This is a genomic window from Cruoricaptor ignavus (assembly GCF_900141665.1).
GTDB lineage: Bacteria > Bacteroidota > Bacteroidia > Flavobacteriales > Weeksellaceae > Cruoricaptor > Cruoricaptor ignavus.
Genome location: NZ_FQYI01000002.1, coordinates 356,481 through 382,234, shown reverse-complemented (window position 1 = coordinate 382,234; position 25,754 = coordinate 356,481). Strand labels below are relative to the sequence as shown.

23 protein-coding genes and 1 tRNA gene are annotated in these 25,754 nt (G+C 46.4%); 15 read left to right on the top strand and 9 right to left on the bottom strand.

The window, feature by feature from the left end:
- Positions 1-73: 73 nt before the first annotated feature.
- Both BUB43_RS04160 and BUB43_RS04155 read right to left on the bottom strand, forming a co-directional pair.
- Positions 74-1,327, bottom strand: a complete 1,254-nt coding sequence (locus BUB43_RS04160; protein ID WP_073178571.1) for a site-specific integrase — start codon at positions 1,325-1,327, stop codon at positions 74-76.
- 246 nt (positions 1,328-1,573) lie between these two features.
- A tRNA-Asp gene (locus tag BUB43_RS04155) sits at positions 1,574-1,647 on the bottom strand.
- Between the two features lie 187 nt (positions 1,648-1,834).
- Between BUB43_RS04155 and BUB43_RS04150 the strand changes: the two genes are divergently transcribed.
- From BUB43_RS04150 to BUB43_RS04125, 6 genes are all read left to right on the top strand, one after another.
- Positions 1,835-2,305 carry a MarR family winged helix-turn-helix transcriptional regulator gene (locus BUB43_RS04150; protein WP_073178569.1) on the top strand — a complete coding sequence of 157 codons (471 nt, stop codon included), beginning with the start codon at positions 1,835-1,837 and terminating at the stop codon, positions 2,303-2,305.
- Complete coding sequence (locus tag BUB43_RS04145; protein WP_073178568.1) at positions 2,302-3,621, top strand: TolC family protein; 1,320 nt, start codon at positions 2,302-2,304, stop codon at positions 3,619-3,621. Before BUB43_RS04150 ends, BUB43_RS04145 begins: the two co-directional genes overlap by 4 nt.
- 24 nt (positions 3,622-3,645) lie before the next feature.
- Complete coding sequence (locus BUB43_RS04140) at positions 3,646-4,818, top strand: HlyD family secretion protein (RefSeq protein ID WP_073178647.1); 1,173 nt, start codon at positions 3,646-3,648, stop codon at positions 4,816-4,818.
- A gap of 3 nt (positions 4,819-4,821) precedes the next feature.
- A complete protein-coding gene (locus tag BUB43_RS04135) occupies positions 4,822-6,225 on the top strand; it encodes an MFS transporter (RefSeq protein ID WP_143154025.1) in 1,404 nt (467 codons plus the stop codon).
- A 235-nt stretch (positions 6,226-6,460) separates the two neighbouring features.
- Positions 6,461-7,318, top strand: coding sequence for a universal stress protein (locus BUB43_RS04130; protein WP_073178566.1), 858 nt, complete (start codon positions 6,461-6,463; stop codon positions 7,316-7,318).
- A gap of 4 nt (positions 7,319-7,322) precedes the next feature.
- Positions 7,323-8,432, top strand: a complete 1,110-nt coding sequence (locus BUB43_RS04125; RefSeq protein ID WP_260200462.1) for a fatty acid desaturase family protein — start codon at positions 7,323-7,325, stop codon at positions 8,430-8,432.
- Positions 8,433-8,494: 62 nt separating this feature from the next.
- On the opposite strand, the gene BUB43_RS04120 is transcribed toward BUB43_RS04125, so the two are convergent.
- Complete coding sequence (locus BUB43_RS04120; RefSeq protein WP_073178564.1) at positions 8,495-9,562, bottom strand: 3-oxoacyl-ACP synthase III family protein; 1,068 nt, start codon at positions 9,560-9,562, stop codon at positions 8,495-8,497.
- A 96-nt stretch (positions 9,563-9,658) separates the two neighbouring features.
- Between BUB43_RS04120 and BUB43_RS04115 the strand changes: the two genes are divergently transcribed.
- The 7 genes from BUB43_RS04115 to BUB43_RS04085 all read left to right on the top strand — a co-directional run bounded on the left by BUB43_RS04115 (position 9,659) and on the right by BUB43_RS04085 (position 14,646).
- Entirely contained in the window at positions 9,659-10,228 is a 570-nt protein-coding gene (locus tag BUB43_RS04115; protein WP_073178562.1) for a hypothetical protein, read from the top strand.
- 5 nt (positions 10,229-10,233) lie between these two features.
- On the top strand, positions 10,234-10,953 hold the full coding sequence (gene ubiE / locus BUB43_RS04110; protein ID WP_260200461.1) for a bifunctional demethylmenaquinone methyltransferase/2-methoxy-6-polyprenyl-1,4-benzoquinol methylase UbiE: 720 nt from the start codon (positions 10,234-10,236) through the stop codon (positions 10,951-10,953).
- Between the two features lie 5 nt (positions 10,954-10,958).
- On the top strand, positions 10,959-11,759 hold the full coding sequence (porT, locus tag BUB43_RS04105; RefSeq protein WP_143154024.1) for a type IX secretion/gliding motility protein PorT/SprT: 801 nt from the start codon (positions 10,959-10,961) through the stop codon (positions 11,757-11,759).
- 120 nt (positions 11,760-11,879) lie between these two features.
- Positions 11,880-12,185 carry a hypothetical protein gene (locus tag BUB43_RS04100; protein ID WP_073178559.1) on the top strand — a complete coding sequence of 102 codons (306 nt, stop codon included), beginning with the start codon at positions 11,880-11,882 and terminating at the stop codon, positions 12,183-12,185.
- The gene (locus BUB43_RS04095) at positions 12,182-12,472 is read left to right on the top strand and encodes a cell division protein ZapA (protein ID WP_073178557.1); all 291 of its coding nucleotides are present in this window, start codon (positions 12,182-12,184) and stop codon (positions 12,470-12,472) included. The genes BUB43_RS04100 and BUB43_RS04095 overlap by 4 nt, the downstream gene beginning before the upstream one ends.
- Positions 12,473-12,707: 235 nt before the next feature.
- Positions 12,708-14,273, top strand: coding sequence for a ribonuclease Y (gene rny, locus BUB43_RS04090; RefSeq protein ID WP_073178556.1), 1,566 nt, complete (start codon positions 12,708-12,710; stop codon positions 14,271-14,273).
- Positions 14,274-14,292: 19 nt separating this feature from the next.
- The gene (locus BUB43_RS04085) at positions 14,293-14,646 is read left to right on the top strand and encodes an arsenate reductase family protein (protein ID WP_073178554.1); all 354 of its coding nucleotides are present in this window, start codon (positions 14,293-14,295) and stop codon (positions 14,644-14,646) included.
- 31 nt (positions 14,647-14,677) lie between these two features.
- On the opposite strand, the gene BUB43_RS04080 is transcribed toward BUB43_RS04085, so the two are convergent.
- The 6 genes from BUB43_RS04080 to metG all read right to left on the bottom strand — a co-directional run bounded on the left by BUB43_RS04080 (position 14,678) and on the right by metG (position 21,138).
- Entirely contained in the window at positions 14,678-16,228 is a 1,551-nt protein-coding gene (locus BUB43_RS04080; protein WP_073178552.1) for a T9SS-dependent choice-of-anchor J family protein, read from the bottom strand.
- 24 nt (positions 16,229-16,252) lie between these two features.
- Positions 16,253-17,335 (bottom strand): glycine cleavage system aminomethyltransferase GcvT, encoded by a 1,083-nt coding sequence (gcvT, locus tag BUB43_RS04075; RefSeq protein ID WP_073178550.1) that lies wholly within the window; start codon positions 17,333-17,335, stop codon positions 16,253-16,255.
- A 117-nt stretch (positions 17,336-17,452) separates the two neighbouring features.
- A complete protein-coding gene (idi, locus tag BUB43_RS04070) occupies positions 17,453-17,968 on the bottom strand; it encodes an isopentenyl-diphosphate Delta-isomerase (protein WP_073178549.1) in 516 nt (171 codons plus the stop codon).
- A 109-nt stretch (positions 17,969-18,077) separates the two neighbouring features.
- The gene (mscL, locus tag BUB43_RS04065; RefSeq protein WP_073178547.1) at positions 18,078-18,455 is read right to left on the bottom strand and encodes a large conductance mechanosensitive channel protein MscL; all 378 of its coding nucleotides are present in this window, start codon (positions 18,453-18,455) and stop codon (positions 18,078-18,080) included.
- Between the two features lie 51 nt (positions 18,456-18,506).
- Positions 18,507-19,067, bottom strand: a complete 561-nt coding sequence (locus tag BUB43_RS04060; RefSeq protein ID WP_083541136.1) for a hypothetical protein — start codon at positions 19,065-19,067, stop codon at positions 18,507-18,509.
- A 40-nt stretch (positions 19,068-19,107) separates the two neighbouring features.
- A complete protein-coding gene (metG, locus tag BUB43_RS04055) occupies positions 19,108-21,138 on the bottom strand; it encodes a methionine--tRNA ligase (protein WP_073178545.1) in 2,031 nt (676 codons plus the stop codon).
- A gap of 285 nt (positions 21,139-21,423) precedes the next feature.
- Here metG and BUB43_RS04050 point away from each other — a divergent pair, with 285 nt between their 5' ends.
- Both BUB43_RS04050 and BUB43_RS04045 read left to right on the top strand, forming a co-directional pair.
- The gene (locus BUB43_RS04050; RefSeq protein WP_073178635.1) at positions 21,424-24,180 is read left to right on the top strand and encodes a SusC/RagA family TonB-linked outer membrane protein; all 2,757 of its coding nucleotides are present in this window, start codon (positions 21,424-21,426) and stop codon (positions 24,178-24,180) included.
- Positions 24,181-24,192: 12 nt separating this feature from the next.
- A complete protein-coding gene (locus tag BUB43_RS04045; RefSeq protein ID WP_073178543.1) occupies positions 24,193-25,752 on the top strand; it encodes a RagB/SusD family nutrient uptake outer membrane protein in 1,560 nt (519 codons plus the stop codon).
- The last annotated feature ends 2 nt before the right edge of the window (positions 25,753-25,754 follow it).

Sequence of the window (25,754 nt, the reverse complement as noted above, 5' to 3'; positions counted from 1 at the left end):
TCAAACTCCAAAAACCAATAGAAATATATAAATCAGCAGCATAAAATTCAATTAAGAAACCCTTAAAAGTGGTCTAGTGAAGTGTGGGTATTTCACAATTCTTTTGTTTTTCTTTCTTTTTCAAAATGGTTTTTAATTGTTCCATATCTTGGCTGACTTTGGAATCTAAAATCTTGGCATAATGCTGTGTAGTTTTAATGTTCTTATGCCCCAACATTTTGCTCACACTTTCTATGGAAACACCATTGGATAAGGTAACCGTTGTGGCAAAAGTATGCCTTGCGATATGGTAGGCCAATTCTTTGTTGATACCGCACAAATCCGCAATTTCTTTTAAGTACGCGTTCATCTTCTGGTTGCTTAGCATCGGTAAGAGTTTGCCTGTATTCAAGCACATGGGATTATTTTTGTATTTCTCAATGATAGTTTCCGTTTGTGGCAGTAATGGAATATTGGATGTGGTTTTGGTTTTTTGCCGTTTCGTGAAAATCCATCTATTGCCGTCTAATCCTATATTGATATTGCTATGAGTGAGTTGTTGTGTATCAATATAAGCCAAGCCTGTATAACAACTGAACAGGAATATATCCCTTACCAAGGACAATCTTTCGTTTTTGAAATCTTTATCGGATAAGCGTTGAAGTTCTTCTTCATTCAGAAATACTCTTGTGACTTCATTAAATTTGGATGTATAGTTAAGGTAAGGATCTTTATCAATCCAACCGTTAGCTAAACAAATTCTGATGATTTTTCCGAAGTTTTTTAAATATTTTACTGCTGAATTATTATTGCAGTCTTTCTCTGTTCTCAAATAAAACTCAAAATCATTCAAAAAGGCATAATCTATCTTTTTGATGTCAATGTCCGAAGTGTTGAATTTCCATTTTAGAAACTCCTGAACATGGCTTAAACAGGTTTTATAACGCCCTAATGTTCCCTTTGCATATTCTTTCCCTACCAATTGCTCCATCTTTTTATTATGGTCGTTGAAAATTGGAATGAGCATACGCTTTTTTTCTTCTTTACCAAGCAACTTATTTTTTAGAGTTTCCAAAGTGACCAGTTCAGATTCTTGAACGATTTCTTTTTGAACATCATAAACTTTTGCCTTTAGAATATCGAGATAACTGTTGATAGATCTGGCTTCTTCCGAATTGCCTTTCATTTTTCCTTGTACCTGATTCCATTTTTCTGGCAGAATAAAGCGTTTAGAACTTATTTCTAGGCGTTTGCCATCAATTGTTATGCGCATATAAATCGGCACTAAGCCGTTGATGCTGGTCTTTGCTCTCTTAGCATAAAAGAGAATTGAAATTTTTGCATTCATATCGTATTTTTAAAGGGTTAAAATTATTTCTATTTTTAACCGGAGACAAGATGTTCATTTTCTGTAAATGCCTTTGGACAGGCTTTTTACAAAAAATTCGGTTACCCTGAATCACCACTTTTTTGGGTACCCGAATTTGCCCCCTACGATTTGAGAAAATCTGCAAATTTTGAAATTTGATAAAAACATAAAACCCTCTAAATCGTATGATTTAGAGGGTTTTGTTTGGTTTTGAACCTTAATTTGCGATCCGGACGGGACTCGAACCCGCGACCTCCGCCGTGACAGGGCGGCATTCTAACCAGCTGAACTACCGGATCTGGATAGAAAGGCACTATGCCTTTCTTTTTTGTGAGTGCAAAGATAGATATTCAGCGGGAACCGACAAATTTTTTTATAATTTTTTTGAAATAATATTTCGACAAGTCCTGAACCCTGTTAAGAAAACTTAACATAACGATTCTCAATAATTAGTTTGAATTCAAACTAAAATTGTATTTTTGCGCCGTGAAAAATGCATCCGGGGAATTGGTTCAGGTTCTGGAAATGATGGAGGCCATCAATCAGCTGCGGCTGGCAGCCCGTTCCAGGTTTCAGAAACTGATGCGAGACAATGATATAGACCTTACCATAGAGATGCTGGAGGTAATGAAGATCCTCTGGCGGATGGATGGACTGAATCAGCAGGAGATCGTGGAGAAAACGGTGAGGAACAAAGCGAGCGTGACCTCCATCATCACCAATCTCGAAAGCAGAAACCTTATCAGCAGGAGGCAGCACGATGGGGATAAGCGGTGCAACTTAATCTTTTTAACGAAGGAAGGCGCAGCTTATCGGGAAAAATTGCTGCCGCTTGTGCAAAGTATGTACAAAGATGTTTTGGAAAATATACCGACAGCGGATGTATCCTCAGTATCTGCTGTAATGCAAAGGATGCAAGCCATCTTATCCAGTGAAATTTATCAGGAAACTGAATGAAGAATATTACAAAAAAACTGATGCTCCTGGCGATCGGTCTCTCCGCAGGGGCGCTTACTTCGCAAACCACTGAGCGAATGCTATCCGTGCCGGAGCTGTTCCGCCTTACGAAGGAAAACCACCCCACGCTGCGGGTGGCACGCTACGATGTGGCGGTGGAAAGGCAGAAAACCGAAGTCGCGAAAAACGCCATGCTCCCGAAGATTGATCTGGCAGTGCAGGCCTATTACCTGGGAGATGCCTACCTGATCGACAGGGATTTCTCGGACTCAAAAAAACTGGAAATGCCGCATTTCGGAAACAATTACTCCCTGGAAGCCACGGAACTGCTGTGGAAGGGTGGCAAGGTACGAAACAGCATACAGGCGCAGACCCTGAAGGAGCAGCTCGCCGGCCTAAGCTATGAGGCGAGCGAGCAGAATATTAAGCTGCTTGTGCTCGGCTATTATCTTGATATTTCCAAAATCCTCAACCAGATAGATGTTTACAAAAAAAACATAGAGCTTGCCGAGCAGCGGCTGAGAAATATCAATAAATTTTATAAACAAGGGATGGTGACCAGGAACGACATCATCCGCGCGGAACTCCAGCTCTCCAACCTGCAACTGGCGCTGAATGTTGCCGAAAACAACCGCCTAGTGCTGAATAATCAGCTAACGGAAGCACTAGGCCTAAGTAATGAAATAATGATTCTGCCGGATAGAACGCTGGAAGAACGCGTGCCGGATGCAGTGCTGCTAGAGCCGTACATAGCCAGCATACATAACCACCCGTCCCTAGACGCGCGGCGCAAGCTGGTGGAACTACAGGATAAGGCTATCGAAATCGCTAAAGCGGACAAGGTGCCGGCTGTCTCTGCCTTCGCGGGCGGCAGGATGGCAAAGCCCATCATCAGCACAATACCCCCGCACGATATGTACAATGCCGGCTACCAGGTGGGGCTATCGCTGAATTTTAATGTCGATGAGCTCTACAAATCTCCCAAAAGGGAAAAGCAGCTGGAGCTGGAAAGGGAAAGGGCCGAAGCGCAGCGCGACGAAACCGAGCGGCTGCTGAATGTGGCGGTAAATGCAGCGTTCATCAAATACAACGAAGCCATTACCCAAAGAAATACCCTTGAAAAAAATATGCAGCTGGCAGAGGAAAATTACCGTATAATACAAAGTAAATATAACAACCAGCTGGCTATAATCCTGGATGTAATAGATGCCAGCAATGCCAAATTGGATGCCGAGCTGCAGCACGCCAATGCAGAGATCAATGTGGTAAACCAGTACTACAGACTTCTGAAAGAAAGCGGAACATTGAACAATTAAAAAAAATAAAAAATGGAAGAAAATATACAAAACCAGTCGGCTGCGGAAGAAAATCAGCCGGTGAAGGAGGTGCCTGTGGCAGAGCCCATCGCTTCAAAACCTAAAAAGAAAAACACCAACAAATCTGCCTCCGCGAAGAAGGCTATCGTCAACGCCGTTATTCTCACCCTGATAGGCGTGGGGCTGTACTACACCATCCGGGCATTCCGCGGGGTGGATAACGGGCGCTACACAAATGCCGCGCAGGTGGAGGCGTTCATCAATCCGGTAAATACAAGGGTCTCCGCATACATCAAAGACATCCGCTTTAATGAGCATCAGCAGGTAAAGGCGGGCGATACGCTTATCATCCTGGATGACAGGGAGATACAGACGCAGGTGGGGCAGGCGGAAGCCGCGCTGATGGCAGCAAATGCGGCGCGGAACTCTACCAGTGCCTCGGTGCGTACGGCATCCAACAATGTCAACACCATAGGGATGAATGCCGAATCTGCAAAGGCAAACATCCAGGCGGCGAAGGCGAGGTTGTGGAATGCGGAGCAGAATTACAAACGCTACCAGAATCTTCTGCAGGATGAAGCAGTTACCCGGCAGCAGTTTGACCAGGTAAAATCCGATTACGAAGCGCAGCGCGCTCAGCTCGAGGCTCAGATATCTCAGTATCAGTCAGTAATAAATTCCCAGGCGAGCAGCCGTCTTCAGGTAAACGAGGTGGAATCTAAAATCGGGCTGAACGATGCAGAAATCAAGCGCGCGCAAAATGCCCTGGATATGGCAAAGCTTAACCTGTCTTATACAGTAATCACCGCGCCCCACGACGGCGTGATGGGGCGCCGCACCGTGAATGTAGGGCAGCTCCTGAGCCCTGGGCAGCAGGTGGCCACCATAGTGGACAACCGCAATATGTGGGTAACGGCGAACTACCGGGAAAAGCAGATGGAGAATGTAAAAATCGGCGGGCTGGCAGAGATCTCTGTTGATGCCCTCGGCGGGAAGGTATTTGAGGGAAAGGTAACGGCAATCTCCGGGGCTACCGGGGCGAAGTACTCCAACATCCCGGTGGATAATTCCACAGGAAACTTCGTAAAGGTGCAGCAGAGAATACCGGTACGCATAGAATTTACCAACAAAAATAAACCGGAAGACCTGCGCGAGCTCCGTGCAGGGATGAATGTAGGAGTAACGCTAAAGCAATAATAAATGCTCTACGAAAAAGGTCCCTTTGCCAGCTGGGTGCCAAAGCCGGTGATGCTTCTGCTCATCCTGGTGTATATGCTTGTAATTTCCTGTGCCTCATCCATTTATCTTGGTAATTATCTGGATATCGTAGGCGCGCAGGCTACCTACACAGAGGTGGCGATGATGGCAAACAATGCAATGACTGTGGGTATGGGGGTAAGTATGCTGCTTGGTTTCCGTATAAAATTGCGCTTTAAATCCCGGCAGATTTTATCTGTGAGCCTCATCATCCTCGCGGCGCTCTCCTACATTTGCGCCACTACGGACAGCAGTGCCGTGCTGATACTCTGCAGCCTGCTGATTGGCTTTTTTAAAATGGCTGCAAACCTGGAGATGTTCCTGCCGCTGATGTTCGTGATCTCGCCCTCGGGAGATCGCGGGAAGTCTTATGCCGTCATCTATCCTTACCTCATCGGCATCAGCCAGGCGGTTATTTACTGGTTTGCCGTCATCGCGGAGAACGGCAGCTGGCAGTCGCCGTATTTTTTAATGTCGTTTCTTCTGCTGGTTCTCGCGGCGCTTTCAAGGATCGTTCAGCATGACAAGCGCTTCGCCTTCAAACTCCCGCTTTATCAGATCGACTGGCTCTCGGTGCTGATGTTTACGACTTCGTTTATGAGCATCAATTTTGGTCTCTGCTTTATGCAGCAGCAAAACTGGTTTAATTCTCCTTACATTTTAATATCGCTCATCGGCGGGATTCTGCTTTTCGTCGCGGTCATTTTGAGGCAGGGCAGGCAGAAACGCAAGCTGATAGATTTCAGCACATTTAAGCAATGGAATGTCATCCACGCATCGGTTCTGTTTATTTTTTTTGGAATTTATCTTTCTACCTCCAGCATCTATTCGCAGTACGCGCTGAGTGTGCTGAGGTACCCCAATGTTGTGAATGCGGAGGTGCAATCCTGGACGGTGCCCGGGGTCCTATTTTCCGGAGTACTGGCGCTGATTGGTTTTAATAAAAAATGGCCTTTGAAATACTTCATTCTCCTCGGCTTTTTTTTCATGTTCCTGCACACCTTCATGCTGTATCTCCTCATCTCTCCGGAGATGGACATCCGCTATCTGAAAGCGGCCATGATGGTGAAGGGCGTTGGTATGGGCATCCTGTTCATAGGGCCGTGGTACCTTGCCTCTATCCGCCTTACGCTGGATCAGATAATGGGCGTCTTCGCGGTGCTGATAGTCATCCGTAACTGCATCTCCACGGCATTCGGGCAGGCAGTCATCAGCTATGCGCTCTACTCGGCGCAGCTGCAGAGCCTCAGCGATATGGCTTCGGTGCTGGATGCTGGCACGGTGCCGGGGGCAGGAGCGGCGTACCGCACCTATGCCCAGAGTGCGCTCATGATTCTGCGAAGATAGTACTGGGAGCAGCGTGCTGGCTATTCGTGCCGGTAGCGGTATTCATCCTGACCAATAGCTACGGCAGTATGACGAACCGGCGGCTGGTAATCCTGCGGAGGGCATTCCGGAACAGGTCTTTTAGAGGCTATAAAATAAAGCAGGAGCAGCAGGCTTGAATATGATAAATGTCAGAGTAAGGAGAAAAACCACTGAAGTTTTGTAATTTTAAAGTAATTTTGAGGACCACCTTCTTATGGAAAAAATTCTGTTTCTCACGGATTTTTCTCAGCTGGCTCGCAATGCCTATAGCTACGCCCTGAATCTGGCAGAAAATTTTGGAGCGGAGCTTCACATTCTGCATATCGCGCCCATCTCCCACGCCGCCACCCGTGAGGAGCAGGAGCGAGTACACCCCGTGGCGCAAGCCCTGATAGAAAGGGATGAGAGAAGCAGCTGGGCAAAGTTTCAGGCGGAGGCGCAGGAGCTGGAGAAGATTGCAAAAAACTTCGGACAGCAGAAATCCTCGCTAATCTTCCATTTTGAAGAGGGAGATTTTATCGATATTCTAGGCGATTTTTCGGATCAGGTACAGCCAGGGCTCCTCGTGGTGGGTACCGCGGGAAATAATAATTTGGATAAAAAAATCTTCGGCTCCCACGCAGAGCAGATTTCCGAGAACCTCCGCATTCCTCTGCTTGCTGTGCCAGCGGAAGCGCGGTATGCTTCTGTGCGAAACTTCGGTATGGGCGTAATGCTCGATCAGCTAGAAGTTCCCACTGTGCGTCAGGTTGCGAAAAGGGTTTTAGGCCAAAATACCAAAAAACTACAGTGCGTACATATCGCAAAAAACGAAAGGGAAGCGGGCAGGCTCTCTGCGAAAATGAATGACTGGGTACAAAGTGTGGGAGCAGATTTAATTGAAGCAGAAATAAGAGTCGATCCGGAAGTGGAGCACGGGCTGGCACAATATGCCACAGAAAAACAAATAGATGTGCTTTGCATACTGCACCGCTCCCACAGCTACCTGGACAGGCTTTTGCGCGGAACCTACAGCAACAGGCTGGTGGAGAGATCCCGTACTGCACTGATGATTTTTAATTTGAAAAAATAAACTGATGGATAAAGTAATGAACAGACCGGTCTATACCAAGGTCAAGGATGACAATCAACTCTTCAATGAGCTGAGGCAGAAGGTAAATGCGCGTATGAAAACCCTCGACGAGCGGCGAGATATGAATGTGGTAATCAAAACTTTCCTGCTGCCGGCGCTTTATTTCGGCGCTTATTTCGTGGCGATTTTCAACGGGGACAATCCCTCGCTGTACATCGGCAGCTTCGTATTTATGGGGATTATCCTGGTGCTTATTTATCTTAATATCATCCACGAAGCAGCGCACAACAATATTTTTAAAACGAAAAAATACAACCGCTGGGCTCTGAGGATCTTCGACTTGATAGGTGCCAACAGCTACATCTGGGAGCGTCGCCACATCCTGAGCCACCACTCTTATCCTAATGTGGACGGCTGGGATACCGATGTGGAGCAAAGCGGCCCTATCCTGATATATCCGCACGCCCAGGCAAAGGGGGTACAAAAGTATCAGCACAGATTTTTCTTCATGGTGTATCCGCTGTATCTTTTCAACTGGATGTTCGTGAGGGATTTCCGGGATTTCTTCGATCCGAACAGGATTATCCAAAAAACTCAGGCAAAAATCCCAGCATCCCGCAAGGTTGAGATGCTGGCGTTCAAGGCGTTCTACTTCTTCTACCAGCTGGTAATTCCGATTGCCTTTCTCGGAATAAGCTGGAAACTTGCCTTAGGCGCGTGGTTCCTGCAGATAATCTCCGCCAGCTGCCTGGCACTCTTTGTGCTGCTCCCGCTCCACGCTACGGACCACAACGAGTTCCCAGAGCCAGACGATACCGGGAAGCTGCCGCATACCTGGCTGCGCCACCAGTTCGCGGTGACCAATGACCTTACCAACCACAATGCTTTTATACACCAGGTGCTGGGGAATTTCAATTACCATGTGGCGCACCACCTCTTCCCGAACATCAGCTACGAGTACTACCACGAGGTTACGGAGGAAATAAAAGAATTTGCAAAAGAAAACGACATCAATTACAAGCAGTATCCTCTTTTCACGGCGCTGGGTATGCACTATGATCTGCTAAAATCCAACGCGACAAGCATCCGCGAAGTGATGGATGAATCGATGTAAAATTATTTGGTATGCCAAAAAAAATTCCGCCACTGAGTGCGGAATTTTTTTTTGAAAAATTTCTAGGAAAATCTGTATACAGCCGCATTGATGTTCATACCGGCGCCAACGGATGCCATCACGATATTGGCACCGGGTTCGAAGGTATGGCCAACCATCTCTCCGCGTTTTATAAGATCGAACATAGTGGGTATGGTGGCAGTGGAGGAATTCCCAAACTGCTGGATGGTCATCGGGGCTATGCCGTGGTCGCCGTTTTTTATGCCAAACAGCCTGTACACGCGGTCTACCATCGCGTAGTCCATCTTCGCATTCGCCTGGTGGATCAGGATTTTGCTGATGTCACTGATGCCCAGCCCGGCATCTTCGATGGTTTCTTTAATCAAATCCGGGACATTTTTCAGGGCAAACTCATAAATCTTCCGTCCGCGCATCCTGATGTACAGCCGCTTTTTATCCGCCTCCGGGTTCAGAGAAGAAGAGTTTTCCAGAAAATCCAGCTCCTCCGCGGTGTAGGAGCGTGTGTTGGCAGCCAGGATTCCCCCACGCTCATCGTCCGAGGCGCTTGCCACTACGGCACCCGCGCCGTCTGCAAAAATCATCTTATTCCGGTCGTACGGGTCGGTCTGGTTGTGCAGTTTTTCGGAGCCTACGACGAGTATTTTTTTTGCCCTCCGGGATTTAATCAGGTCGTCTGCGAGGATCAGCCCCTCCAGCCAGCCCGGGCAGCCGAAGATCATATCGTAGGGGCGCGTCTTTGTATTTGTAATGCCAAGCCGGTGCTTCACCAGCGCAGAAAAAGAGGGCATAAAATTCGAATTTCCGAACTCATCCACCTCGCCGAAATTCGTAGCTGCGATGATGTAATCCAGCTCGTTCCGCTCAATCTTGGCATCCTGTATCGCTTTCTCCGCCGCGATTGCTGCCATCTCGGAGTTCTTCATATCCTCTGCCGCGTAGCGACGCTCCGCGATTTCGGTGATTTCTACAAATTTGGCAATGATTTCCTCGTTGGTTTTATCCAGTCTTTGAGAATTATCATCAAAAAATTCAGAGTTCAAAAAATAGGAGGCGCCCACCACGCGTTCCGGTATATAGCAGCCTGAGCCTGAGATTATAGTATTTGGCATAAACAAATTAATATGCAAAGTTACAACAAATCAGATAGTCGGGGGCGGGTTTTGCAAGCACAATTTTTATTACTTTTGCCAGGAATCTCATTCCTGATGAAGAAAAACCCTGCACTTACAGGTTTCCTGATCGCGCTGGCGGCTACTCTGGCGGCATTCGGGATCTATGCACTTTTTTTGGCAAAGAGAAATTACTACCTGGTGGATAATCCCACACCTCGCACTTACTACTTTAAAATTAATGGGGGGCAGGAAAAGGTGATTTCTGCGGGGCAGTTTGTGAAGGTTGATTTAAAAAAAGGAAAGAACGAGATAAAAGTTTTTGACCAAAATAAAAAGCTAATGTACGATTCCGCCTTTACTGTGAATAAAATTCGCGGACTCGTAAATATCACTAATTCAGATTATTACATCCACACTCAGTACTATGGGTATAATTTAAACAAAGATTCCCTTCTGCTGAATTTGGGCACTACGGAAATAGACGGGAAAAACTACTACGGTGGAGCAAAGCGCTTCAGCAAGCTCTATACGGAGGATTTTTACTATAATGTCGATGAAAAATATGATCCTCTGATTAAGAATATCGCCAAAGTAGAGTCCCGGAGTAAAATATTCCGCAAGCAGGATTTTTTAAATTATTACAGCGAAACTTATAAATTTTAAAAAATTTGAACCAGGTAAAACCATACAGCAGCGCCGGAAGCAAAAAATCGCAGGTGGAGGATATGTTTGATAACATCGCCCCGAGATATGATCTGCTGAACCATGTATTGTCCCTAAAGATAGATGTACTGTGGCGCCGCCTTCTGGTCCATATGATGGCAGCCGGCAGGCCGCAGCGCGTACTGGATGTAGCCACAGGCACGGGCGACCTCGCTATAGCGATCCACCGTGGCACCGGGGCGCAGGTTACCGGCCTGGATCTGTCTCAGCAAATGCTGAATGTAGGAACGGAAAAAATTAAAAATGCGGGGCTCTCTACCGGGATAAGGATGCTGAAGGGCGATGCGGAAAATCTCCCGTTTCAGGATGACACCTTCGATGCGGTATCCGTGGCCTTCGGCGTACGGAATTTTGAAAATCTCGAAATAGGGCTGCGCGAGATGCGCCGCGTAGTGAAGCCGGGCGGCAGCGTTTTCATCCTAGAGTTTTCCCAAGTGGAGGGTATATTAAGACCGCTGTATCAGTTTTATTTTAAAAATATTCTGCCGCGCATTGGTAGGCTGGTGTCCCGGGACAACCGCGCGTACACCTACCTTCCGGACTCGGTAAATGCCTTCCCATACGGGGATGCGATGAAGAAAATTCTTCTCGCCCAGGGCTACTCCAAAGTGGATTACAAGAAACTTAGCCTGGGCATCGCGACCATATATAAAGCCACAAAGTAATCATAATGCTGAAAAAGTTCATATTTGCCGCAGCGCTCGCGCTTTCCTCACAGCCACTCTTCGCGCAGCTGGATATGTTCCCGTCCAGGGAGCGCCTCGATCATCTGGAAGGTTTTGATGACAAAAGATTTGGCTGGGGATTCTTCCTGGCAGGCAACACTTTTAACTATCATATGAAGCTGGATCCCCGCTATGGCATGAAGGGGAAAAAGCAAAATGCCGTGCTTTCAAAAGGCTCTGCCGGCTTCGGAGCAGGCATTATGGGGCGCGTACGCCTCACGGATCATTTTGATCTACGCCTTGAGCCCGGTCTGCATTTTGTGGAGCGCACCCTCGCATTCAACACTCAGGACAATTTTTCTTACCCGGAGGTGGCTGCCACCGGCATTCCCTACCTTGGCGATGTGGAGCGCACGGTGAAGTCCACCTACCTGGATATCCCGCTGCTAGTGGAATATCACGGGGATAGATGGTTTAATTCCCGGCCGTACGCTGCCGCAGGCTTCAGCTATTTGATGAATATGCAATCCAACGAGAATTCTTCGGATGACAATATGCAGGATGTTTTCCGCACCACTACGCACAACTACGGGCCAGCTGCAGAGCTAGGGCTGCAGTTTTATTTCAGTAAATTTAAATTAACCACCGGAGTCCGCGGAACTTTTTTTCTAAACAACGAACTTATAAAAGACAACCCGGCTGATCCCACCACCAGCCCGCCCACTCCCGCTACGCCGCCCTACTGGGCAGGAGCGATAAAGGAAGCGAAATCCCACGCCTTTATGCTCGTACTGAAATTTGAATAATGGCATAGCGCCAATAAATATTCTCCGCCCTGGTGGCGGTTTTTTTTATGATATATTGTCACAATCGGGATTTTTACGGTTTAAATTCTGTACTTTTGCAAATGTTAGAATTTTGACCTGATGCCATTGCGGGATTTGGAGGAGAGTTTTTCCTTACTAGAGATGCGGATTATCAATATCAAGGAAGAGTACCGGCAACTGCTGGTTCAGTTTGAAAAGCTTACCGAAGAATACAAAATACTGGAGGGAAAATATGATGCAGAAAGAAAACGCAGCCAGGTCTTAATAGAAGAGTCGAAAAATATAAAACTGCAGGCGGCAATTTCCGGCAACCCCGACTACAACCGGCTGATGAAAAACCACATCACCAGGCTGATAAAGGAGGTGGATGCCTGTATTGCCCAGCTTCAAAATACCGGATTATGACCGAACCGAGGCGCATTACCATAAACATAGCGGGCAGGACATATCCGCTGAGCGTGATGCCTCAGGAGGAGGAAACGCTGCGGCGCGTAGGCAAGCAGATAGAGGGAATGATAAAGGATTTCGAGGCTAGTTTTGAAATCCGGGACAAGCAGGATGCACTCGCTATGTGCGCGCTGCGGCTGGGTACCAAAGCGGATAATGCTGCGGTGCAGATTGAGAAGATTACAAATGCCTCCGTGGAGAAAGTTCAGATGCTGAGCCGGCTCCTGGAAGGCGCGGGGGACTAGCTCCCGACAGACTGCCTATAACAGTTCTAACACATTAAGGTAAACTCAACGCTAAACTGAAACCGGGCGAAAGTCCATCCAATGGCGCGCCGCCAAGCCGCGGATTACAGAGGGTGGAAATCAGTCCAAATCGTGTAGATTGGGAGTTTACTCTAATCACTGAACTGTTGTAGGCTTTTTTATTTGGAGTAGATAAATGGAGTTAAAAATTAAACAAAAGAAAATTTAACATAAAATGATTGAAGTTATAATAGGTTTGGTGGCGCTGATAATTGGGGCAGCAGCAGGAATGTTTTATTCCAAAAGTAACCTCAACCGGCAGGGACAGCAATTGTTGGAAGACGCGAAAAAAAATGCTGATCAGCTTCTTGACAAGGCAACCCAGCAGGCAGAGGCTGTGAAGAAAGAAAAACAACTCCAGGCGAAAGAAAAATTTCTGGAACTGAAAACTCAGCACGATGCCGAGATTCAAAACCGAGAAAAGAAAATTCAGGATGCCGAGAAAAGAGTGAAGGAAAAAGAGCAGAAACTGAATGAGGAGCTGAACAAAACCGGCAGGCTGGAGAAAGACCTGGAAAGGCAAAACGCCGACCTTCAGCGGAAAAACGAGGCGATTGCGAAAAAACAGCAGCAGCTGGAAGATGCTACTGCACAGAAGATTGAGATGCTGGAAAAAATTTCCAACTATACCGCTGAAGAAGCGAGGGAAGAACTTGTGGAATCGCTGAAATCTGAGGCCAAATCCAAAGCGCAATCACAAGTTCAGGCCATCATAGAAGAAGCCCAGCTGAATGCGAAGAACGAGGCGAAGAAAATCGTGATACAAACGATTCAGCGCATCGGAACGGAGCAGGCCGTGGAAAATGCCGTTTCGGTTTTCAACATTGAATCTGATGAGGTGAAAGGCCGGATTATCGGTAGGGAAGGGCGGAACATCCGTGCGCTGGAAGCGGCAACAGGCGTGGAAATCATCGTGGATGATACGCCGGAAGCCATCCTGCTTTCGTGCTTCGATCCGGTGAGAAGGGAAATCGCAAGGCTTTCCCTGCATAGGTTGGTGACCGACGGTAGAATTCACCCTGCGAGAATTGAGGAAGTGGTGGAGAAAACCCGCAAAAATATTGAGGAGGAAATCATTGAAGTAGGGAAGCGAACGATTATCGATTTGGGAATCCACGGGCTTCATCCGGAGCTTGTAAAAATTGTTGGCCGGATGAAATACCGCTCATCTTACGGGCAAAATCTTCTGCAACACTCGAGAGAAACGGCGCACATTGCAGCAACGATGGCGGCGGAACTTGGCCTGAATGTTAAGCTCGCCAAAAGAGCCGGTCTGCTTCACGATATTGGGAAAGTTCCTGAGCAGGAGTCGGAGCTTCCGCACGCTTTGCTCGGTATGCAGTGGGCGGAGCGCTACGGCGAGCATCCGGAAGTTGTAAACGCGATTGGAGCGCACCACGATGAAATCGAGATGACCTCGCTGCTTTCGCCGATTGTTCAGGTAGCCGACGGAATTTCTGGTGCAAGGCCTGGTGCAAGAAGGCAGGTGCTAGAATCGTACATCCAAAGGCTGAAAGATTTGGAAGCGGCGGCGCTAAGTTTCGACGGAGTTTCAAGTGCGTATGCCATTCAGGCAGGCCGTGAACTTCGCGTGATGGTGGAAAGCGGAAAAGTGAATGATGAAAAAGCAGGGCAGCTTTCGTATGATATTTCTGAGAAGATTCAGAATGAGCTGACTTATCCTGGGCAAGTTCGCGTAACCGTAATCCGCGAAACAAGGGCGGTGAATATTGCGAGGTAAACATTCGTGGAGATTAACGATGAAAAAAGTTTTTCACCTGAAAAATTGCGGCACTTGCCAAAGGATTCTGCAACGGTACGATTTGAGCGATTGGGAAATCCGCGAAATAAAATCGGAACCGATAACCGTGCAGGAACTGGAGCAAATGTATGCACTGGCAGGAAGTTATGAAGCGCTGTTCAGCAAACGCAGTACGCAGATTAGGGCTAGGAATATTGACATCAAAACATTGTCGGAAAAGGAATTTAGAGATTTGCTGTTGGAGCACTATTCATTTCTGAAACGCCCAGTTTTCATTACCGATGATAAAATCTTCATCGGCAATGATAAAAAGAACATCGCAGCATTGGATGAATTTTTTGGAATTAAATAAAAAAATCCGCACTATTTGGTGCGGATTTTTTTTATTTTTTAATGATAGTTTTGGTGGTGGTTCCCTTCTCAGTTTGAATTTTGAGTAAATAAATTCCTGCTGGCAGTTTGTCAAATTTAATAGATGAGGAATTAGTAATCTTATTCAACAATTTACCATCGGCACTATAAAGTTCCACTAATTTAATTTGTGATTTTTTTGCATTAATGAAAAGTTCTTCGACAACAGGATTCGGATAAACTGAAATTTCTGCTATTTCTAAATCCTGAACAGCCATACTTGCTTTTTCAAATGCAATATCATCTAACCTTAATGCTGCATTTACTTCCACAGCAGGAGTAACATTACCAAAACCAAAGTAATGAACGCCACTATTTTTGGCAGTATATTGTAATTTATGACTTTTGTAAGTATTTCCTGATATTTCAATTTCACTGATGACATGTGCATCAGCATCCTTTTCAGGTTTAGTACCAACCGTAATTTTTAATTTTGCAGGCGTAGCATTAGCATTACCCATCGCTGCCTTAAACGATAAATGGACAGCTTCTCCCTCTTCTAACCAAAGCGGGTAGGAGTACAGCCAGTCATTTTTAGCGTAGGTTTTGCTCGTATTGTTGAAAACATACCCACTACCACTGGCTGCGGATGAAGCGGAGTTTCCGTTTAGCCAGGTGGAAGAAATCCAACCGTCAGAGTCGTACTCCCCGTAATTCTCGGCCGAATACTCAAAACCATAGTAATAAGGAAGAGATGTTGGTGTAAATATGGATTTTGGACCTCTCCATCCTGAACCACAATCTGCATTTTTTAGGAAAAACTGATAGCGTGTCCCAGGATGAAGATTTGTGAAGGTCTTATCATATGATGTCTGAATGCCAAGCGATTGAACAGGTGTATTAAAATCGGTAAGACCAACATCGTATTTGGATATTCCGCCTGTAGCATTCCAGCTTACCTCAAAGCCTGTTTTGGTTAAATTTTTAACACTTACATTCAACCCAGGCATAAGACAATTAGCAGATTCACTAATGTACAAATCGTCTAGTGCTAAGTAATAACCTGCATTAGTGTTATTGACGAATGCTAAAAATATATCTTTCCCACGGTAAGCTGATAAGTCCAGTTCGTATTCGGAAAAGTCGTACGGCTTTTCAACATCCATTTTGAGAAGTTCAACGAAACTGGATGGTTCATCTGTGGTGGTGCTGACAAGGATGCTATAACCATCCAACAACTCGAAATCGTATGATTTTGCTTTCCAGTACAAAGTGGGGGATGGAGCAGTAGCTGGAATACTAATTTTTGGTGTAATTAACCAGTCATTTGATTGACCTGCAGGATCGTAATTCGAAGTACTGAAAGCAATCTTATTATCAAAACCATCAAAGAACTGTATCCACGCTTCATCGTTGAATTCCTGAACTGGAGCCCAGATTGCAACTTTATTTTGGTCAATATTAATTTTTTTGAATGCGGAAAGCGGTACTCCATTATTGTTTTCAAAACCTGCATTAAAAATTTGGGCAGTAATGTTACAAACCACACCAAACAGTGCTCCTGTAAATAAAAGTTTTTTCATAATATTTAAATAGTTAATTTTAAACTAAACAAACGGCACTTTTACCACCTTTGCCGCCACATCTTTATTCCGGATTCTGATAAAGATCTCTGAGCCGGTTTTAAAATGCGGTTTATCCAGGTAGGCCAGGCCGATGCCAATTTTTTTCATCGGGCTCATCGTGCCGGAAGTTACTTTGCCAATAACATTTCCGTCTGCATCCACCACTTCATAGCCCTGCCTTGGTATCGCCTTTTCCTGCATTTCAAAACCAGCCAGTTTCCGCGAAACGCCCTCTTCCTTTTGCTTCGCAAGAAAATCTCTGTCCACAAAATCCTTGTCCAGCTTCGTAATCCAGCCCAATCCTGCTTCCAGTGGAGAAGTCGTGTCATCAATGTCGTTTCCGTAAAGGCAGAAACCTTTTTCCAGCCTTAGGGTATCGCGCGAAGCCAGTCCGCAGGGCATTATGCCGAATTCCTCGCCGGCTTTTGCCAATTCGTCCCAAAGTTTTTCCGCTGCTTCATTTTTAAAATAAATCTCAAAACCACCACTTCCAGTGTATCCTGTGTTGGAAATCATTACATCCTGAACTCCGGCAACCTCACCAATTGCAAAATTGTAGTACGGAATTTCATCCAGCTTTACGGAAGTCAGCTTCTGAAGCGTATCCGCAGCCTTCGGTCCCTGTACTGCAATCAGCGAAATCTCGTCCGACTGATTCGTCATTTTCGCACCGAATTTCTCATTATACTTTGAAATATGCTCCCAGTCTTTGTCAATATTCGACGCATTTACCACCAGGAAAAACTTCTCATCACCCATTTTATAGATGATCAGGTCGTCCACAATTCCGCCGTTTCCGTTCGGCAGGCAGCTGTATTGCGCCTTCCCAACTTCCAGCGCAGAAACATCGTTCGAAGTCACAAACTGCAGCAACGCCTCTGCATTTTCGCCCTCAATCAAGAACTGGCCCATATGCGAAACATCGAACATTCCGACTTTTTCGCGCACCGCAAAATGCTCCTCCGTAACTCCGGAATACTGCACCGGCATTTCAAATCCGGCAAAAGGCACCATCTTGGCACCCAGAGATTTATGTTTTTCAAAAAGCGCCGTTCTCTTATCCATAATTTTAAAATTTTATTATTTTTTTTGGAGCTATTTCCCGCTGTCCGCTATTACTCCTCGCTTTGCCGCTCCGCTTCGCTCCGCGGCTTCGCTGCGGGGTAGCCGCTTCCATCGGGGCTAATAGCGCAGTCTTTCCCGGAATTCCCGGAGAATAATCTTAAACCATTCCGTAAAATTCTCTGGATTTTTTCTCAATTCTTCATCTAAATCTTCGAGCGAAATATATCGTATTTCCGAAACCTCTTCCGGATTTAATTTGAAGTCACCGTCAAACTTCCCGGTAAAAACCCTGTCCAGTTCGTGCTCCCACAGTCCTCCGCCAACATCCGCTTTGTAAATAAAGTGAAACCGCTCCTCAATCTCAGTTTCGATGCCCAGCTCTTCCTTCATCCTGCGCAAAGCCGCGTCCTTAAAGCTTTCGTTTTCCCTTGGGTGAGAGCACGCCGCATTAGTCCATTGGTTCGGCGAATGGTATTTGGAAGCCGCGCGTTTCTGCAGCAGCATTTCCCCGTTTTCATTAAACAAAAAAACCGAAAAAGCCCGGTGCAGAAGACCTTCTCTATGAGCCTGCATCTTTTCCATCAGGCCGAGAACTTCGTCCATTTCATTCACTAAAACTACCTGCTCCTGCATAATTTTTAAAGAAAATCAAAGTTAAGGATTTTCCGAAAATTTTCGCGATTTCTAGGGAATAAAAAAAGCCGCCGGAAAGGCAGCCTTTGTTTTTCAAAATAGCCAGCAATTAAAGCGGACGCTTTCTCAGTTCGTCGCGGATTTCCATTAGCAAAGATTCTTCGTTGCTTGGCGCCGGCGTTTCTTCCACTGCAGGCTTCGTGATTTTGTTCGCAGCCTTAATCAGCCAGAAAAGTACCAGCGCAATCATCAGGAAGCTGATCACCGCAGCGATGAATTTCCCCCAGTATACGCCGTTTACCTGCCATTGTTCAATGTTTGCAACGCCCGCTGTTTCAAGCACCGGATTCAGCAAAAGTGGTGTGATTACATCTTCCACCAAAGAATTCACGATGCTTCCAAAAGCACCACCGATGATGACACCTACTGCCAAATCAATTGCGTTGCCCTTGAACGCAAATTCCTTAAATTCCTGAATAAATCCCATAGTTTATTGTTTAATGTTGCGGCAAATATAAAAATTTAGAATGAATTGCAATTATTCCCAATTAACATTCAAATCGCGGAATTCAAACCTTGTAAATCTTCCGTCAGTATCCCATTCATCTTCTTTCGAATGCTTTAAACGAAAGCGGAAGACTTTTACGATGGAATTTGTATCGGTGGCATTTTGGAAAACTACCGTCATTTTATGCGGCGTATTCTGCACAAGTGTTGGATATGGGCTGGAAGTTTTTACGAAATTTACTCCTAAAAGATTTCCTTCTAAATCCGTCAATTCAAAATCATCAAATATGGTTTTCTTATTGACATCCTTATTTTCCGCCAAAAAAGTTATCGCAATTTCCTTGTCTTTTTTATTGCCCGCAACTTTCGTAATCTTCATTGTAAAGCCATCTTTTGTCACTTCGGTAACCGGCGTATTGATATCCAGCGCTTTTTTCAGGTAGATGTTGTGCGCTTTCACGGACTCCACATCATTGCGAAGCACCGCAATTTCCTTTTTAATGCTTTCAATCTCAGATTTCAGCTGCTCATTAGTTTGAGCATTGAACATTGCTGCGCAAAAAACCGCGGCAGAAAGGATGAGTTTTTTCATAATGATTTTAATTTTAATAACTGCAAATTAATTAAAAATCTCACCCGATTTCCACGCCGTTTTCCACTTTTTCGTCGGGTGTTACGAAGCTGAGTTTGCCGTCTGGTTTTGTGGTGAGCAGCAGCATCCCTTGAGATTCTATGCCGCGGATTTTTCGCGGTGCCAGGTTCAGCAGTATCATCACCTGCTTTCCGATGATTTCTCCCGGCGAAAAACTTTCGGCAATGCCGGAAACTACGGTGCGCACATCGATGCCCGTATCCACTTTCAGCTTCAGCAGTTTGTCCGCCTTTTCCACTTTTTCCGCTTCCAGAATTGTGGCGGTTCTCAAATCAATTTTTGTGAAATCTTCAAAATTTATCTCGTCTTTCATAGGATTTGCGTTGGGATTCGTCTTTTTATTGTTGATTTTTGTATTTTCAAGCTTCTGAATTTGGGCGTCAATCTGCTCATCTTCAATCTTTTGGAAAAGCAATTCCGCAGGGTTAATCTGGTGTTTTGGAGGAATTAAAATCCCGGAAATTTCATCCCAGTTTTTCTTTTCCGTGTTAAACATTTTCAGAAGTTTTTCGGAAGTGAACGGCATAAACGGTTCGCACATCTGTGCCAGTGCAACTGCTATCTGAGCGCTGATGAACAGAGACTTTGCCGCCTTTTCAGGTTGGTCTTTTATCGTCTTCCAAGGTTCTTCGGTTTGCAGATATTGGTTCCCAAATCGTGCTAAATTCATCAGCGCAGAAAGCGCATTACGGAATTCGAAATTTTCCAGCGCATTTTTTATCTCATCCGCAATTTTCCTTATTTCATCTAATTCGCTAAAATCCGCATTCAAATCTGGCAGAATTCCGTCATAATATTTATGTATCAAAACCGCCACACGATTGATGAAATTACCGAAAATCCCCACAAGTTCGGAATTATTTTTAAGCTGAAATTCCTTCCAGGTAAAGTTGTTGTCCTTGGTTTCCGGCGCAGAACTCAGCAAAGCGTAGCGCAGCACATCCTGCTGATTTGGGAAGTCTTGCACAAATTCGTGCGCCCAAACTGCCCAGTTTCTCGAAGTTGAAATCTTGTCGTTTTCCAGGTTCAGGAATTCAAACGCCGGCACATTTTTCGGCAGGATGTAGTTGCCGTGCGCCTTCAGCATTGCAGGGAAAATAATGCAGTGGAAAACGATGTTGTCCTTCCCGATGAAATGCACAAGTTCTGCATTATCATTTTGCCAAAAATATTGCCATTTTTTTCCATTTTTCTCAGCCCATTCCTGCGTGAAGGAAATGTAGCCAATAGGCGCATCAAACCATACATATAGCACTTTTCCCGTTGCATCATCCAAAGGAACCGGAACGCCCCAGTTCAAATCGCGCGTCATCGCCCTTGGTTTCAGGCCGTCGTTCAGCCAGGATTTTACCTGACCGTAAACATTTGGTTTCCAGTCGTTTTTGTGGCCTTCTATAATCCATTCTTTCAGGAAATCTTCGTACTCATTCAAAGGCAGGTACCAATTTTTCGTTTCCTTCAGCACGGGCACATTTCCGCTGAGCGCAGATTTTGGGTTGATGAGCTCCGAAGGCGAAAGCGTGGAGCCGCACTTTTCACACTGATCACCGTAGGCACCGTCGTTCCCGCACTTTGGGCAGGTTCCCGTGATGTACCTGTCGGCAAGAAATTCGCCGGCCTGCTCATCGAAATACTGCTCGGAAACTTCCTCCGTGAATTTGCCCTTATTATATAGCGTCTTGAAAAAATCCTGGCTGACTTCGTAATGCTTCGGCGATGTTGTTCGGGAATATTCATCGAATGAAATGCCTAAGTCTTCAAAAGATTTTTTGATGATTTCGTGGTATTTATCCACAATATCCTGCGGCGAAACACCCTCCTTTTTCGCACGGATGGTGATGGGAATGCCGTGCTCATCGCTGCCGCAGATGAATGCCACATCCTTTCTCAACCGCCGCTGAAAGCGCGCATAAACATCGCCCGGGATGTAAACGCCCGCCAAATGCCCGATGTGCACAGGGCCGTTTGCATAAGGCAGCGCCGCTGTTATCAAAACTTTTTTATCGCTCATTTTTATGTCTCAAAATTTGCGCAAAGGTAAGTATTTTAGTTGCCTAGACACGGGAGCATTTTCCGCTATTAATTTGTGTAAAATTCAATATTTTTAACTTTTGAGCCGTTCCCGTTTGGCAACTGATTAAAATCATAGAGAAAAGCGCAAATAACCTAAAACCCTGTGTTGTAAGTTTTTAGCGTTATTTAGAATTAATATAAAATTTAATATTTGCTTAACATACAATTTAAAATTATTAATTTAGTGGCCTCTATTTTAGGAAATTCTAAATTTAAAATTTCGATGAGATATTTACAGGTTCTAAAAGTTGCCCCGGCATTTTTCTTCGCAGGCGCAATGATGAATGCCCAGCAGACCGACTCTCTCGCGCAGGAAAAGCGAATTGAAGAGGTGGTGCTGATTGGCTACGGGAAGCAAAAAAAGCAGGATCTTACCGGCTCTGTAGTTTCCGTAAGTTCCAAAGATTTTAATGGCGGCTCTACCTCCCCGGATCAGCTGATTCAGGGTAAGGCACCCGGCGTTACGATTACGGGGAACGGTGGTAATCCCGGCTCCGGGGCTACTATCCGCATCCGCGGGGGTGCTTCTTTGGCAGGCTCCAACGATCCTCTGATAGTGGTGGACGGTGTGCCGATGGACTTCCAGGGAGTGTCCGGCGCATCCAACGCATTGGCACTGATTAACCCAAATGACATTGAATCTTTTGACATCCTGAAGGATGCCTCCGCTGCGGCGATCTACGGTAACAGGGCCTCCAACGGGGTAATCCTCATTACCACGAAAAAAGGCTCCGCGGGCAAGCTGAAGGTGAATTTCAGCACGGTAGCTTCCGCATCCACGAAGATGGGTACGCAGTCCGTGCTTTCCGGTGATGAATTCCGCGAGTATGTGCGCAATAACGCTACTCAGCAGAAGTACATAGATATGCTGGGGACTGCCAATACCGACTGGCAGGAGCAGATTTATCAGACGGCGTGGGGTACGGATAATAACCTTGCATTCTCCGGAGGGATCAAGGGGCTTCCGTACCGGCTATCGCTCGGGTATACAGACCAAAACGGCATCGTGCGCACCAATGAATTCCGCAGGACTTCTGCATCCCTCAACCTTTCGCCGAAATTCCTGGATAATCATTTGACTGTGAATGTAAACCTGAAAGGCTCCTTTACGGAAAACCGCTTCCCGGCGGGCGTCATCGGGGCGGCACAGCTCTTTGACCCGACTCAGCCTGTGAAGGATGATTCTGACAACGGGCAGCGCGTCGGCGGATACTGGGAATGGTGGCTACCGAAAAATGATAAGGGCGAGACCAACCAGAATGTAAACGCTACCAGCAACCCGGTGGCGATGCTTGCCGCAAGGCGCGATATCTCCAGCGTGTGGCGCGGAATTGCAAATACCCAGATTGATTATAAATTTCATTTCTTGCCGGACCTACACTGGAATGTGAATTTAGGCTATGACTATCAGAAGGGTACTGGCGCTACCACCGAGTATCCAGGCTACCGTTCTACATTCTTTACCCTGGGCAGCAGGACAGATTATGAGCAGGAGAAATCCAACAAGCTCCTCGAAACTTTCCTGAATTATGTTAAAACCATTGAGCCTATCAATACAAAGCTCGATTTGATCGCTGGATATTCTTACCAGAAATTTAACAATAAGGCGCCCGGTGCGATGACTTACCACGGCAATCCTGCGTACGATGCTCTGGAAAAGCCTAGGGATTATGAGGGAAATCTGGTGCTTCTCAGCTTCTACGGGCGGGGGATATTCACCATTGCAGATAGGTATATCATCAATGCTTCTATCCGCCGCGACGGCTCCTCCAGGTTTTACAACGGGGAGGATTTGAAAAACAACTGGGGAACCTTCGGGGCTGCTTCCATCGCCTGGAAGATTAAAAATGAAAATTTCCTCAAAGATTCCCAGACATTTTCTGATTTGAAACTCCGCGCCGGATGGGGGCAGACTGGCCAGCAGGAGGTAGGCAGTTGGTACAATTCCTTCCCGGCATACGGCATCTCCAACAGCTCCGCGCAGTACGGCTTCGGCGATCAGTTCTACAATATGTACCGCCCGTCTCAATACAACCCGAACCTGACCTGGGAAACCACGGAAACAGTAAATGCCGGGCTGGATTTTGGGTTTGTTAACAACCGCATTACCGCATCGGTAGACTGGTTTAGCAAAAAAACCAAAGACCTGCTCTACGATGTGCAGGTGCCTGCAGGAGAGTTCAGCAACCGGAACATAAAAAATGTAGGAGAGATGGAGACCGACGGTATAGAGGTCGCGCTGAATGTGGCTCCAGTAAAAACTGCAGATTTCGATTGGAATTTTAATTTCAACTTCACGCATTACAATCCTGAAATCAAAAAGTTTAATGATGTGAAGGAGGATATCCGCTTCGCTATGGGCGGCATCAGCGGCGGTACAGGGAACACTGTGCAGGCACACGCGGTGGGGCAGAAGCCATCTTCCTTCTATGTGTATCAGCAGATTTATGACACCAGCGGCAAGCCGATTGAGGGTGCCTATGTGGACCAAAACGGAGATGGGGTGATAGACGCTAAGGACAAATACTTCTACAAATCTACCACGCCCGATGCCACATTTGGCTTCTCTACCAACTTCCGGTATAGAAATTTCGACCTTTCCACTACGCTCCGCGCGGTACTGGGTAATTATGTTTACAACAACTTCGCCTCCCAGTCCAATGTTCAGAACATAGCTACCAACGATTTCCTGCAGAACATCTCCAGCGTCGCAAAAGATTACGGCTTTAAAAATGTACAGTTCTGGAGTGATATCTTCGTAGAAGATGCCTCATTCCTCAGGATGGATAACCTGACGCTTGGCTACACCTTCCGCGATATTTTCAGAGGAACGGGCAGCCTCCGCGTATACGGTATGGCGCAAAATGTTTTCGTAATTACCGATTATTCCGGTGTGGATCCGGAGATTTTCGGAAACATCGATAATGGCTTTTATCAAAGGCCGCGGGTGTATTCTCTTGGGCTAAATTTCCAATTTTAAATTTTCGAGACAATGAATTTCAGAATAAAAAAACTTTCAGCAGCAGCCATCGCGCTCAGCGCGGCACTCAGCCTGGGCTCCTGCACGGATGACCTTCGCCAGGAACCGGTGACGGATGTAACCGCGGCGAGCCTTTATAAAGACTTCAGCAAATATCCGAATCTCCTGGCTAAGCTATACGGCGGCCTGGCAGTAGGCGGCCAACAGGGCGGAGACGGAGCGGGAGACATCGCGGATATCGACGGCGGATTTTCCAACTACGCGCGCCTGCTGTTCATTATGCAGGAGATCACCACGGATGAAGCGGTGATCGGCTGGAACGACGGTACCCTGCACGAGTTCCATAAAATGATATGGACCCCTGCAAATGAGTTCAACAATGCGATGTACTACCGCATCTACACGGAGATTGCTTTCTGCAACGAGTTTCTGAGAAACACCACCGATGAGAAACTCAGCAGCAACGGCATCAGCGGTGCAGATCTGGAGGAAGCGAAAACGATGCGCGCAGAGGCGAGATTCCTACGGGCGCAGTCCTATTATCACCTTCTCGATATGTACGGAAATGTACCATTCGTAGATGAAACTACCCTGGGCACCGTACCGAAGCAGATGCCTAGGGCAGAACTCTTCACCTTTGTAGAAAATGAACTAAAACTGGCGGAGGCAGACCTAAAAGCCCCGCGTACCCAAGCCTACGGCAGGGTAGATAAGGCAGCGGCGTGGGCATTGCTGGCTAGGCTTTATCTCAATGCAAAAGTGTACAACGGCCAGGAGCGCTACGCAGAAGTGATTGAATATTGCACCAGGATCATCCAGTCCGGCTATACCCTGAAGCCAAATTACAGCGATTTGTTCCTTGCGGACAACCACATCGGCAATCCTGAAAACATTTTTTCACTTGTTTATGACGGGCAGCGCACGCAGACCAACGGGGGCACCACCTTCCTTGTTCACGCTGCCATCGGCGGAAAGATGGATCCAAAAGAATTTGGTGTAAATGGCGGCTGGGGCGGCCTCCGTACCACGAAAGCCTTCGTGAACCGTTTTGATAAAAACGATAAAAGAGGCCGTTTCTTTACGGACGGGCAGTCCCTGGAGATTGAGGATTTAGGCAATTTTAATGACGGCTATGCATTTATAAAATATAAAAATGTAAAATCCAATGGGCAGCCGGGCATCCACGACAACTGGGTGGAAACCGACCTGCCGCTATACCGCCTTGGCGATGTGTACCTGATGTACGCGGAGGCTGTACTGCGCGGCGGCGGAGGAAATATGTCAACAGCATTGCAATATGTAAATGCCCTTCGCAAGCGCGCCGGAGCACCAGAGGTGAGCTCTATTTCTCTTGATTTTATCCTCGATGAAAGGTCGCGCGAGCTGTCTTGGGAGCTTACCCGCAGAACTGACCTGATCCGCTTTGGCAAATTCACCAGCGGCGCTTATCTTTGGCCTTGGAAGGGTAATGCCAAAGAGGGTACAGCGGTAGGAAACCACCGCACGCTTTTCCCGATTCCGAACAATGATATAGCCGTAAATCCAAACCTGGTACAGAACCCGGGCTATTAATT